Below are 12,263 nucleotides of genomic sequence, written 5' to 3' on the forward strand. Positions count from 1 at the left end.
AATAAAGGGGTGGTCGAATCGACCTCCGGACCCGCCTCGAATTCCACGTCGGCCGCCCGCAAGAATGGGACGACACAGACACGAACAGGCCGGCGCGAAGGATGGGCAGTGGACCCCGAAGAAACATCAGCGGGTCACGAGTCCAACCTCCCGGCTCCGCGGCCGGCGCGCAGCGTCCTGTTCGGATTGCCGCCGGTGGGAAACCGGTACCCCGGAGCGGTTCGCGTCGCCCTCGCCCTGGCGATTCCGGCGGCCATCGCCACACTGCTCGGATTCGGGTCTGCTTCGCTCCTGGTCGGCCTCGGTGCATTTGCATCGATCTACGGTGAGGGTCGTCCGTACCGGAGCAGGTGGAAGGCAGTCGGTATCGCTGCGACGGCGCTGACGATCCTGTCCTTCGTCGGGGCATCGGTGGGTGAGCCCGTCCACCGAGCCATCGCCGAGGGAGCGCCGACGGTGCTGCTCGTCTTTGTCGTGCTGATCATGGCCGTCGTGGTGTCGACCTGCGCCTTCACCGTCGACGCGCTTCGATTGGGTCCACCGGGCGCGTTCTTTCTGTTGCTCACCACCGAGATCAGTTCCGTGATCGCCACTCCCGGTCAGCCGCCGGTCGAGGTCGCGATGTGGACGGCAATCGGTGGGATCAGCGCGGTGGTCGTCTCGATGACGGGAATCCTGTGGGCACCGAGAGCTGTCGAACGCAGCGCTGTACAGGCAGCCGTCTCGGAAGTTGCGGAGTACACGGACGCTCAGGCGAGGTACGCCCCACCCGAACTCACGCGAGACAAACGCCACGCTGCAGCACTTCGGCTGCACGACGCGTGGCAGTGCCTTTACCGCGGCGCAATCGTCGGGAAAGACCACCCGTTGACCCGTGAACTCGAACGAGCGCAGATCTCGATGGCCAGAGCGATCTCCGACGACCACGATCCGGAGCTCATGGCGGACCCCGCGTTCGACGTCGACGAGGTCGGGGCCCACCCGCCTCTGCCCGACCCGACCATCCGATATCGGTTCCTCCGCGCCTGCAATCCGTCCAGCCGAGCGTCGGTGACGGCACTTCGGCTGTCCATTGCCTGTATGGCGGCGGGAACCCTCACCGTCCTGCTCGGCATCGATCGCCCGGACTGGGCGGTGATCGCCGCGGCGATGGTCCTTCATCAAGGACCGGATCGAATACTGGGCACCTATCGCGGAATCCACCGCATCGGCGGAACCGTCCTCGGGTTGATTCTGTTGGGTGCCATCTACGCCTGGAGTCCGACCGGTCTGTGGTTGGTGGCGGTACTTGCAGTCCTGATGGCGGGGATCGAGCTGTTCCTGGTGCGGAATTACGGGATAGCCGTCATCTTCATCACCGCCCTCGCGATTCTCCTCGGCGCGGCCGGTGGTGCGCACGGGACCGTCCGACATCTGATCCTCAGCCGCATGCTCGAGACGGCAATCGGCGTCGTCGTGGCGTTGGTGGTCCTGTGGACGGTGGGGCGCGGTGCGCATCGACGCACTCTGATCTGGGTCGACGAACGGGCGAGTAGCGTCCTGTTCAAGCTACTGACCGAAATTCGCGCGAGGCACTATGCACCACAGGCGAATTGGTCGGAGCTTTCGGAGCTTCGACGGGACCTGGACTTCGAACTGCGAGGTAGCGCGATGGCCGGGATCGACGCCGCCCACAACGAACCCGAGTGGGCGTCGCAGCAGTGGAGGACGCACACCGAATTGCACCATCTGGGATCGGATGTACTGCACCGGCTGTGGTTCGGCACGCAGGTGTCCAGATCACACCTCGAGGAATGGGAGTCTCGCTACTTGCGTTCGGGTTCGGTGTGATCGAGCATCGGCACAGCGCTGAACTTGGCTGGATTCGCAATGTCGTAGGCCGCGCACACGATTCCGTCGCGGACAGTGAAGCCGGCAACGCGAGCGGCGAACTGCGGGTACTGGTCATCCCCTGGTGAGCCGGCGAATACACCGCCGAGCTGTCCGTTGACGAGAACTGGCGACATCGAGAACAACGCCGCCGGTCCGTACTTGCGGGCCAACCCCAGATAGAACCGCGCCACACGATCACTGCCGCGAACGACGTTGACGGCCGTGCGGGTAGTTCCGCCTGCGTCACCGATCAGGACGGCATCGGGATCGAGTGCACCTATCACGGCGTTCAGATCTCCACTCGCGATAGCCGTCACCAATCGCTCGACGGCAGCAGCATGCTCCTCGCTACTGACCGGGACCGGCGCCGACGCTGCGGCTTTACGGGCCCGCGAGGCCAACTGACGGGCAGTGGCTACTTCGATGTCGAGGATGCGCGCAACCTCGGCGAAGGGCACGTCGAAGCCGTCATGCAGGACGAAGGCAACGCGTTGAGCGGGAGTAAGGGTGTCCAGGACGACGAGGGCAGCAAAACGATTCTGTTCCTGCGTCACGACGTACTCCAGCGGATCGGGTGTCGCTGAGGGTGTGCCCGAGGTGGCGTCGACGGGCGTGACGATCGGCTCCGGAAGCCACTGTCCGACATAGCTTTCTCTTCTGACCGCGGCCGATTTGAGATGATCGAGGCAGATCCGACCGACAACAGTGGTGAGCCATCCGCGCAGCTCGCGGATCTCGAGGTCGCTTCCTTGTCTCGATTGTGCGACTTGCAAGCGTATCCACGCTTCCTGCACCGCATCCTGAGCGTCGCTGAAACTTCCGGTGAGACGGTAGGCCACCGACGTCAGGTGGCCACGGTGTTGCTCGAAGTCCTGCGCAGTCGTCGGCGAAAGCATGCCCTCATGATACGGACCTCACACATTAAATCCGGCATGAATGTAACCGTTGACCCAGGTAGTGGGTGCCGACGTATGGTTTCGGCACTGCTCACGGCTCGATCCTGTCTGCACATTCATTGGAGTCTCACGTGTTTCGGTCTTTCCCGCTCATGTCGCTCAACTGTTGTCGTTGAACTGACATTCCCCACACCTGCCTGTGCCGAGCGCCGCACACGGCGCTCCGGACAGGTGTAGCCGAGAACTGAACCAATCATCTTCTACAGGAAGCAACTTCATGATTCGCCCTCGTTTCGCGCGCTCGGTAGCCGCGGTCGTCGCTCTTGTCACTCTGTCCAGTTTTGCCGTTGCCTGCTCGGGCTCCTCCGACGAAGTGGTCAAGACCGCCGACGGCAAGACCGTCCTGCGGTACGAGGGCAGCACCGGACAGGTCATCTACCCCGAACTGGCCGCTGACCTCGGCTACTTCAACGACGTGGAGCTCAACTGGATCGGCGATACGACCAGCGGCCCTCAGAGCATTCAGAACGCAGCGACCGGTCAAACCGAGTTCGGGGGAGCGTTCAACGGTGCGGTGGTGAAGTTGGCTTCCGCGGGTTCACCGATCACCTCGGTCATCGGGTACTACGGCTCGGACAAGGAGAGCTTCAACGGTTACTACGTTCTCGACGACAGTCCGATCAAATCGGCGAAGGACCTGATCGGCAAGAAGGTCGGGATGAACACCCTCGGTGCGCACCACGAGTTCGTCGTGCGTGAATGGCTTGCGCGGGAGGGGCTTACACCGGACGAGATCAAGCAGGTGGAACTGATCGTGGTTCCGCCGGTCAACACGGAACAAGCGTTGCGGCAGGGACAGATCGACGTCGCCACCCTCGGCTCGGTCTTCCGTGACTCCGCGCTCGAACGTGGTGGCCTTCGTGAGCTGTTCACGGACGAATCGTTGTTCGGCTCGTTCACCTACGGCACGTTGGTGTTCCGTGACGACTACATCGCGCAGAACAAGGAGGCGGTCGCCGATTTCGTGCAGGGAACAGCGAGGGCCATCCGCTGGACGCAGACGCACCCACGAGAAGAAGTGATCGCGAAGCTGACGTCGATCATCAACAGTCGCGGACGCAACGAGGACACCAAGCTCATCAGCTACTGGAAGAGCCCGGGGGTCGCCGGTCCCGGCGGAACGATCACCGATGCCGAGATCAGCACGTGGATCGACTGGCTCACCCGTAACGGCGAACTCGAAGAAGGAAAGTTGAAGCCGTCGGACATCTACACGAACGAATTCAACCCGTACGCCAACGGAACGTATTCACCCGACAGCGGCGCTGACGGACAGGCACTGGAGGCAGCAAAATGAGCACAGAACCGAAACTACGGCTCGAGCACGTCACCAAACAGTTCGACATTCGTGGGACCGACGAAGTTTTCACCGCGGTCGAGGACATCAACATCGACGTGGCGCCGGGGGAGTTCCTGGTCCTCGTCGGGCCGAGTGGTTGCGGCAAGTCGACTCTGCTGGACCTCCTCGGAGGACTCAGTTCGCCCACTTCCGGTCGAATCCTTCTGGACGGCAAGCAGATCACGGGCCCAGGCTTGGATCGGGGAATCGTCTTCCAGCAATACGCGCTGCTTCCATGGCGAACTGCACGTCACAACATCGAGTTCGGACTCGAAGCGAAGGGCGTGAAGAAGAGCGAGCGACGCGAGCTCGCCGAGCATTACCTCGAACTGGTCGGTCTGCAAGGTTTCGCGGATCGCTATCCACACGAGTTGTCCGGTGGAATGAAGCAGCGAGTCGCGATCGCCCGCAGCCTGGCATTCGACCCCGAAGTGTTGCTGATGGACGAACCATTTGCAGCGCTGGACGCACAGACGCGAGAGTCGCTGCAGGACGAGCTTCTGCGCATCTGGAAGGCCACCGGCAAGACGATCCTGTTCATCACCCACGGAATCGACGAGGCCATCTACCTCGGGCAACGTGTTGCAGTACTGACTTCGCGCCCGGGGCGCGTCAAGACGATCGTCGACATCGACATCGACCGGTCCGGCGACGACGTGCGATCAGGTGAGGAGTTCCGTGTGTTCCGGCACCGGATCTGGACGCTGCTGCACGGTGAAGTCGAGCGCGCTCGGGCCGGCGAACTCGATCCTGCCAAGGAGGTTGCACATGTCTAGCGCATTGGCGACGCCGGAGGTGGTCGCCACCCCGAAACCGTTGGCCGACAAAACACCTGACGTTGCGCAGCGGAGCCAGGCCGGCGGCAAGGCGGCGCGCTACATTGGTTCCACCGCCTGGCGGATTGCCAAGCCGTCGATTGCGATCGCGATCTTCCTCGGGATCTGGGAAGCGGCACCTCGGCTCGGGCTGGTGGACAAGGTCTTCCTCCCGCCCTTCACCGAAGTTGTGTCCGCATTCTTCACCCTCGCCGAGAACGGACAATTGCAAGAGCATGTTTCCGCCAGTCTGACGCGTGCGCTGACCGGCTTCTTCGTGGCCATCGCGATCGCGATTCCGTTGGGAATTGCGATCGCCTGGTACCGCCCGGTCTCCGACTTCCTCAACCCGATTCTCGAATTGTTCCGCAACACAGCAGCCTTGGCGCTGCTTCCCGTCTTCGTGCTGATTCTCGGAATCGGTGAGGAATCGAAGATCGCCCTTGTGATCTACGCCTGCACCTTCCCGATCCTGCTCAACACCATTTCGGGTGTGCGCACGGTCGATCCGCTGCTGATCAAGTCCGCTGCCTCGCTGGGGTTCTCCTCGATTCGGCTGTTTCAGAAGGTGGTTCTGCCCGCCGCTGTTCCCACGATCTTCACGGGTATCCGCATGGCAGCCGCGTCGTCGATTCTCGTGCTGATCGCCGCCGAAATGGTCGGGGCCAAAGCCGGTCTCGGGTATCTGATCACCGCTTCACAACTCAACTTCCAGATCCCGAACATGTACGCGGGCATCGTCGCGATCTCGTTGTTGGGTCTGACAATCAACGCGATTCTGGTCCTGATCGAACGTCGGCTCTCGCGCTGGCGCGTCACCACCTGACCACACATTCACGGAAAGATTCTGCGAACTCATGTCCGAACGACAATTTCATCTGAACGCCTTCCTGATGGGCGTCGGCCATCATGAGGCGGCGTGGCGCCACCCACGCACAAACGCGGCCAACCTCCTGGACGTCAAGCACTTCCAGGAATTGGGGAGAATCGCCGAGCGTGGAAAGCTGGACTCGGTGTTCTTCGCCGACGGTCTAGCAGTCGGCCCGCGGGTCAAGTACAACACCCAGGCGATCTTCGAACCCGTCACCTTGCTGTCGGCAATCGCTGCGGCCACCGACAAGGTGGGACTGATTGCAACCGCGTCGACCAGTTACAGCGATCCGTACACTCTCGCAAGGAAGTTCGCTTCCCTCGATCACATCAGTGGCGGACGAGGCGGGTGGAACATCGTGACGTCGGCCGGCGCCGACGAGGCCGCGAACTTCGGCCTCGATGCGGTACCGACGCACAGCGGTCGTTACGAGCGCGCCGAGGAGTTTCTCGACGTGACGCTCGGACTCTGGGACAGCTGGGAAGAGGGGGCAGTTGTCCTGGACGAAGAGACCGGAATCTTCGCCGATCCTGATCGTGTCCATCGCATCGACCATGACGGTCAACGATTCACGGTGGCTGGCCCGCTCAATTCGCCGAGGTCTCCACAAGGACGTCCGCTGCTTGTACAGGCCGGTTCCTCCGAGAGCGGTAAGGATTTCGCGGCGAGGTATGCCGAAGCCGTGTTCACCGCTCAACGAACACTCGAGCAGGGGCAGGATTTCTACACCGACCTCAAAGCGCGGCTGATCAAGTACGGGCGTAGTCCCGACGAGATCAAGGTGCTGCCAGGCATCGTTCCCTTCATCGCGGATACGGAAGAAGAAGCCAAGGCACTGGAGCAGTCGTTCACGGATCTCATCTCACCTGAGTACTCGCTGCGCCAACTCTCGAACATGGTGGGCGTCGACCTCACCGAGCATTCGCTGGATGCCCCGCTGCCACCGTTGCCGGACATCGATCGCATCCAAGGAAACAAGAGTCGATACCAGCTCGTCAAAGACCTTGCGGAGAGCGAAAACCTCACCGTCCGTGAACTGATCGGCAAACTCGGCGGTGGCCGTGGGCATCGGACATTTGCCGGGACACCGGAGCAGGTCGCGGACGAGTTGACCGAATGGTTCGACAAGGGCGCCGCGGACGGCTTCAACATCATGCCGCCCTATCTGCCTGGAGGGCTCGAGGTGTTCGTCGACCGGGTCGTGCCGATTCTGCAGGCGCGTGGGATCTTCCGGACCGAATACACGGAATCCACCCTGCGGGGTCACTACGGCCTCGATCGTCCGGCGAATCGGTTTTCGCGGGCCGCTGACGCGGCAGAAGTGAGCGCGTGACGGAAACACTGCCCAAGGAACAGCCGGCGATTGCCGGTCTCAAGCCACTCGTCACAACGGTTTTCGTACCGGCGGCCATCTTCGGGATCGGTCAGGGAGCGGCTGCCCCCATCATGGCCGTCACCGCGCGCGACCTGGGTGCATCGGTTGCCGTCGCCGGCCTGATCGTTGCACTCGGTGGTTTGGGCGCCGTACTCGGTGACCTCCCCGCCGGCAGGATCGTGTCGCGTTTCGGTGAGCGCAGGTCGATCATCGGCGGAAGTTCCTTGGGTGCAACAGGAGTGGTGATTTGTCTCCTTGCGCAGACTCCGTGGATGCTCGGTATCGGCGCACTGTTGACCGGATTGGCGAATGCGGTGTGGGGCCTTGCGCGGCAGAGCTACCTCGCCGAGACCGTGCCACTCGGTCTTCGGGCCCGAGCAATGTCGTCGTTCGCCGCGATGTGGCGGTTGGGTTTCTTCCTGGGACCGCTCATCGGGGCCGGCGTGATTCTCCTGGTGGGAGCGCGCGGAGGATTCTTCGTCCAGTTGGTGGGCGTCGTGCTCGCCGGGGCGCTGATGGCCCGCGTTCCCGACCCGCCACGAAAGGTGCAGGCAGGCAACAGCGATCACGGACACGTCACGCTCCCGGAGATCCTTCGCCGTCATCGTGCCGCTCTGTCGACGCTCGGGACAGGCTCCCTTCTGATGGGCGCCGCCCGCGCTTCGCGTGAGGCCGTTCTTCCATTGTGGGCATTGCACCTCGGATTGGATGCAGCCCAGGTGAGTGTGATCTTCGGTATCGGTGCGGCCGTGGACCTGCTGTGCTCGTACCCGGCCGGACACATCATGGACCGATACGGCCGCAGGCTGGTCGCGGTGCCTTCGCTGACGGTGATCGGTGTGTCGTACCTACTGTTGCCGTTCTCGACGGGTGCAGTGGGATTGACCGTGGTCGCTGTCGTGATGGGGATCGGCAACGGGCTGGGCAACGGCGTGATCATGACCCTCGGTGCCGATATCGCCCCGCCCGAAGAACGCGCCGAGTTCCTCGCTGCATGGCGATTGACTCACGACACCGGCATGTTCGGTGGGCCGCTCGCGATCGGTCTACTCGCCGCGGTGCTCCCACTCGGGTGGGCATTCGCCGCTCTGGGCGCGACGTCGTTCGCCGGCGCGGCGATGATGTTCCGCTTCATTCCGGTCTACTCTCCGCGGGTGTCACCCCGGTCGCGCGTCGGGAAACTGTAGGTAGGCTCGCTACATGCGATTCGGACTGTTCGTACCTCAAGGCTGGCGTCTGGACCTGGTCGGCATCGACCCCGCGAAGCAGTGGGAGGTGATGCGAGACTTCACGCTGCGCGCGGAGGCAGGGCCGTGGGAGTCGGTGTGGGTCTACGACCACTTCCACACCGTTCCCCAGCCGACGGAAGAAGCGACTCACGAGGCGTGGACGTTGATGGCCGCACTCGGTGCGTCGACCTCGCGTATCCGACTGGGCCAGATGTGTACCGCCATGAGTTACCGAAACCCGGCGTACCTCGCCAAGGTCGCCGCGACCACCGATCTCATCACGGGTGGACGCGTCGAGATGGGCATCGGCGGCGGTTGGTACGAGCAGGAGTGGCGTGCGTACGGCTACGGTTTCCCCTCTGCCGGTGAGCGTCTGGGCCGCCTCGACGAAGGAATCCAGATCATGCAGCAGGCGTGGTCGACCGGCAGCTCGACGCTCGACGGCAAGTACTACCAGGTCGACGGAGCGCTGTGCCGTCCACTTCCGTTGCAAGAGGGCGGAATTCCCATCTGGGTTGCCGGTGGCGGCGAGAAGGTCACACTCAAGATCGCGGCCAAGTACGCGCAGTACACGAACTTCGACGGCACCCCGGCCGGCTTCGCGCACAAGTCCGAAATCCTGAAGAAGCACTGCGACACCGTCGGCACCGATTTCGACGCCATCGTCCGTTCGGCCAACTACAACGTGGCCATCGGCGCGACGGAATCCGAGGTGGCTCAGCGGTTGGAGACACTGAAGGACAGACTGACGCCGTTGGTCGGCGAAGCTGCCGCCGATGCGTCGCTCGACGCGTTCCGCGGAATGCCTGCCGTGGGTACGCCCGAGCAGATCATCGAGAATCTGTCGGCGCTCGAGGCACAGGGGCTCGAGTACGGAATCTTCTACTTCCCCGAGGCCGCGTACGACACGTCGGGAATCGAGATGTTCGAGAAGGAAGTGCTGCCCGCGCTCGCGTAACCGTTTGGACTAGCGCAGCGAGTCAGGAAGATCGGCCGGGTTGATCAGAACCCGGCGATCGGGGTGGGTGCGAACTTCTTCGGAATCGGGAATCCGGCTCTGCAGGAAGTTCCACTCGCTCGCACTGACAGCAGCGATCGCGCGTGCCAGCACTGCCGAGTCCTTGGTCCCCCACTCGATCGGCATGGGACTGACCATCTGCCACGTGTCAGCCTTGCTGCGGGTGGAACGATCCGAACGCAGTGCGACCGACGGAATGCGGTCGCCGACTCGCCACTTCGGATTGAGTCGAACGTTGCGGCTGACGAGCGCGTACTGCGGTGCTCCGGCCGCCGGCTTCGCGATGTCGATCAATGCCGTCAAGGTCGCCGCTCGAGGGTGAACCTCGGTGACGATCGCGGGAACCAGTGGGTTGTCCGCATACAGAGATTCGACGCTTCCCACCTTGCGAGGTGCCCACACGGCAACCCACAGGGAACTGGCCGCACCGATGGCGAGGACTGCGCCGATGATGATGGACCACACCTCGCCCATGCTGATCAACCAGGCCCCGACCGCGGCGAGGACGATCGCGAAGATCACCGCAGAAATCTGCAGGCGGCGTACATCGGCCAGTGTGTCGTTGACCGACTTGGCGTGAGCCTTGTCGACGGTGAACTGGAAGTCAGCCACGAAAAATTCCTTCGGTGGTGCCGGACGATCTAGGACCGGCCCCCGATCGCCCGGGGACCGTCCACCAGCGTAGCTAGTTTCGCGCGCGCTCCCACATCTGCAGGTAAGCCTCGGCGCCGCGGCTCATGTCCTCGATGATGGTGTCGCCGTCGGCTCCCGCGGCGATGCGCATGTCCGCGATCCAGTCGGGAATCATCCCGTACTGCGCCACGCCGTCGGTGTTCACGTCGAAAACCCGGGTGCCGGCGCGCTGCTGGTCCATGACCGTGCCGTCGAAGGCGGTGTACGGATATTGCAGCGGATTTTCTGCGGCGTCGCCGCGCGGTGCGGCCTGCGGCCCGAAGCCGTTGGTGTCGGCGCCGTAGCCGAAACCGAAGTAGTAGTTCTCGCTTCGCATCGCCCGTGCGTCCCGCCACTGGTCGATGAACCCACGCTCTTCGGGCTTTTCGTCCGATGCGTCGAGTTGTCCGGCGTACAGGGCGACAAATCCGCCGAGTGCGTAGATCCGCTTGTACAGGCTCGGGTCGCTCCAGCTGTGACTGGAAACGACGCCGGAGTAATTCGCAGCTTCGAGAATATCGAGAGCCGCTTCGGCGGTCTTGACGCTCATGTGATCGATGTCCACGATCATCCCTCGGTCCATCAAACCTCGGATCGTGTACGCGCCGAGGTCGGTCAGGCCGTGCGAATTGCATTGCGGACCAGAGGGGTACACCGGAAGCGTCACTCCGGGTGGGAGTACCGCGAGAAGATTCTGTGCGCCGTCGACCTTGGTGGGCAGCACATTGTCCTCGGCAACGCCGGTGCATGGTTCCGACTGCCAGAACTCCCCGGTGCCCAGGTAGTTGCCGATGTTGACGGCCACTCCGGTGACGCCGCCGTCGAAACGGGCACCGCCGAGGGCGTTGTCGAACTTGTGCGTGACGATCATCTGCCGGACACCGAGGTCGTACAACTCGTCCAGGCCGCGGTCGATGTCGTCCTCGGTGCACTGCGGAATACCGTTGCGCACAGAGCAACCGAAGGGTTCGGACACCTCCACCCCGAGGGTGACGGCCAGCTTTCCGTCGGCGGCCACCTGCCTGGCCTGTTCAGGGGAGCTCACGATGCGGAACCAACCCCGGCCGGGACCGCCATACTGGGCGTCGATGTAGTCCTGGAGTTCGCGTGTCTGCTGCGCCTGGATCCGGACGGTCTCCATCTCGTCACAGGGATTTCGTTTACTCGGATACAGCTCGCACAGGACACGGTTGGCGACAAAGAGGTTGGTGAAGATTCGCAGACCGCCACGCCAGGCCCGCTCGACCCACTTGTAGTACGTCTGCTCGTGTGTCAGTGAATCGTGCGCCGGCCAGTCGGTGAAACTCGGCCAGCCGGTGGTGTCGTGAGTTTCGAAGGGATTGCCGTACGACAGAACGTTTTCGAGGAGCGCCGGTATCCCGTCGGGTTGATGGTCCGGGCAGTCGACGAGCGCTGCGGTGACGCCCTGAGGATCGAAAGGTCGGCCGCAGTGCAGGTTTCCGCCCATGAACTCGGAAGCATTCATGTGCACGTGTGTGTCGATGAATCCGGTGACTTCACCGTTCGGTCCGATTTCTCCCGGAACGCCGTTTGCGCCCACCTCCGCTTCGGGGAAGTCGGCGCAGCCGTCGCGCGGGATCAGCGTGAACGCAGATTCGGGAACGTCACCGGGATCGGACATCGTGAGCATCAAATCTCGCGAGATCAGTTGTCGGCCGTTCGAGGTCGCTGTCAGAACGAAGGACTCGCCAGTGGACATCACGGTCCAGTCGGTGGACGGAGTTGCTTCGGAAGTGGCGAGCACCGAGTCTGCGCCGTCGTGCGAGAGCATCGACCCGTCCGGGCCGTACAGCATGAATCGACCCAACTGGGCCGCATGTAGCCGGAACGGTTCGGCGTCTGCGGCTTTCGTTACGTCGGTGAGGTACGCCGACCCGTCACGACGGACGAAATCACCAGACTCGGTGCGCAGCGCGAAGCAACCGTTCGCAAGTGCGTACACCGAGTTCTGCGCAGTAGGAGCAGGACTCGGTGCCGCGGCGCTGACGCCGGTCGTGGCGACGACGACGGCGGCAGTCAGCAGCGAGATGGTCCCGGCGAGCCGACCCCGTAGACGTGGAACTGAGCGCATGGTGCAGGTGACCCCCGGCCGATG

Annotated in this window: 10 protein-coding genes; 7 read left to right on the forward strand and 3 right to left on the reverse strand. The window is 63.1% G+C overall.

Translation table 11 applies throughout. From position 1 onward, the window contains the following. Positions 1-108: 108 nt before the first annotated feature. Positions 109-1,830, forward strand: coding sequence for an FUSC family protein (locus tag ASU23_RS09780; RefSeq protein ID WP_058037909.1), 1,722 nt, complete (start codon positions 109-111; stop codon positions 1,828-1,830). On the opposite strand, the gene ASU23_RS09785 is transcribed toward ASU23_RS09780, so the two are convergent. Beyond that, a complete protein-coding gene (locus ASU23_RS09785; RefSeq protein WP_058037810.1) occupies positions 1,806-2,768 on the reverse strand; it encodes a sigma-70 family RNA polymerase sigma factor in 963 nt (320 codons plus the stop codon). The genes ASU23_RS09780 and ASU23_RS09785 overlap by 25 nt on opposite strands. A gap of 277 nt (positions 2,769-3,045) precedes the next feature. Here ASU23_RS09785 and ASU23_RS09790 point away from each other — a divergent pair, with 277 nt between their 5' ends. From ASU23_RS09790 to ASU23_RS09815, 6 genes are read left to right on the forward strand one after another with little or no spacing between them, the layout of a single operon-like run. Next, positions 3,046-4,125 (forward strand): ABC transporter substrate-binding protein, encoded by a 1,080-nt coding sequence (locus ASU23_RS09790; RefSeq protein ID WP_058037811.1) that lies wholly within the window; start codon positions 3,046-3,048, stop codon positions 4,123-4,125. Then, positions 4,122-4,943, forward strand: coding sequence for an ABC transporter ATP-binding protein (locus ASU23_RS09795; RefSeq protein WP_003940477.1), 822 nt, complete (start codon positions 4,122-4,124; stop codon positions 4,941-4,943). The genes ASU23_RS09790 and ASU23_RS09795 overlap by 4 nt, the downstream gene beginning before the upstream one ends. Further along, a complete protein-coding gene (locus ASU23_RS09800; RefSeq protein WP_050654731.1) occupies positions 4,936-5,808 on the forward strand; it encodes an ABC transporter permease in 873 nt (290 codons plus the stop codon). Before ASU23_RS09795 ends, ASU23_RS09800 begins: the two co-directional genes overlap by 8 nt. 31 nt (positions 5,809-5,839) lie before the next feature. After that, on the forward strand, positions 5,840-7,186 hold the full coding sequence (locus ASU23_RS09805; RefSeq protein ID WP_058037812.1) for an LLM class flavin-dependent oxidoreductase: 1,347 nt from the start codon (positions 5,840-5,842) through the stop codon (positions 7,184-7,186). Then, a complete protein-coding gene (locus ASU23_RS09810; protein WP_058037813.1) occupies positions 7,183-8,415 on the forward strand; it encodes an MFS transporter in 1,233 nt (410 codons plus the stop codon). Before ASU23_RS09805 ends, ASU23_RS09810 begins: the two co-directional genes overlap by 4 nt. A 13-nt stretch (positions 8,416-8,428) precedes the next feature. Further along, positions 8,429-9,415 (forward strand): LLM class F420-dependent oxidoreductase, encoded by a 987-nt coding sequence (locus tag ASU23_RS09815; RefSeq protein ID WP_003940565.1) that lies wholly within the window; start codon positions 8,429-8,431, stop codon positions 9,413-9,415. A gap of 9 nt (positions 9,416-9,424) precedes the next feature. On the opposite strand, the gene ASU23_RS09820 is transcribed toward ASU23_RS09815, so the two are convergent. Next, complete coding sequence (locus ASU23_RS09820; RefSeq protein ID WP_007733514.1) at positions 9,425-10,087, reverse strand: DUF3239 domain-containing protein; 663 nt, start codon at positions 10,085-10,087, stop codon at positions 9,425-9,427. A 73-nt stretch (positions 10,088-10,160) separates the two neighbouring features. Further along, positions 10,161-12,239 carry a hypothetical protein gene (locus tag ASU23_RS09825; protein ID WP_058037814.1) on the reverse strand — a complete coding sequence of 693 codons (2,079 nt, stop codon included), beginning with the start codon at positions 12,237-12,239 and terminating at the stop codon, positions 10,161-10,163. Positions 12,240-12,263 lie beyond the last annotated feature (24 nt).

It is taken from the genome of Rhodococcus sp. KB6, assembly GCF_001445685.1.
In the GTDB taxonomy this organism is placed as follows: Bacteria; Actinomycetota; Actinomycetes; order Mycobacteriales; family Mycobacteriaceae; genus Rhodococcus_F; species Rhodococcus_F qingshengii.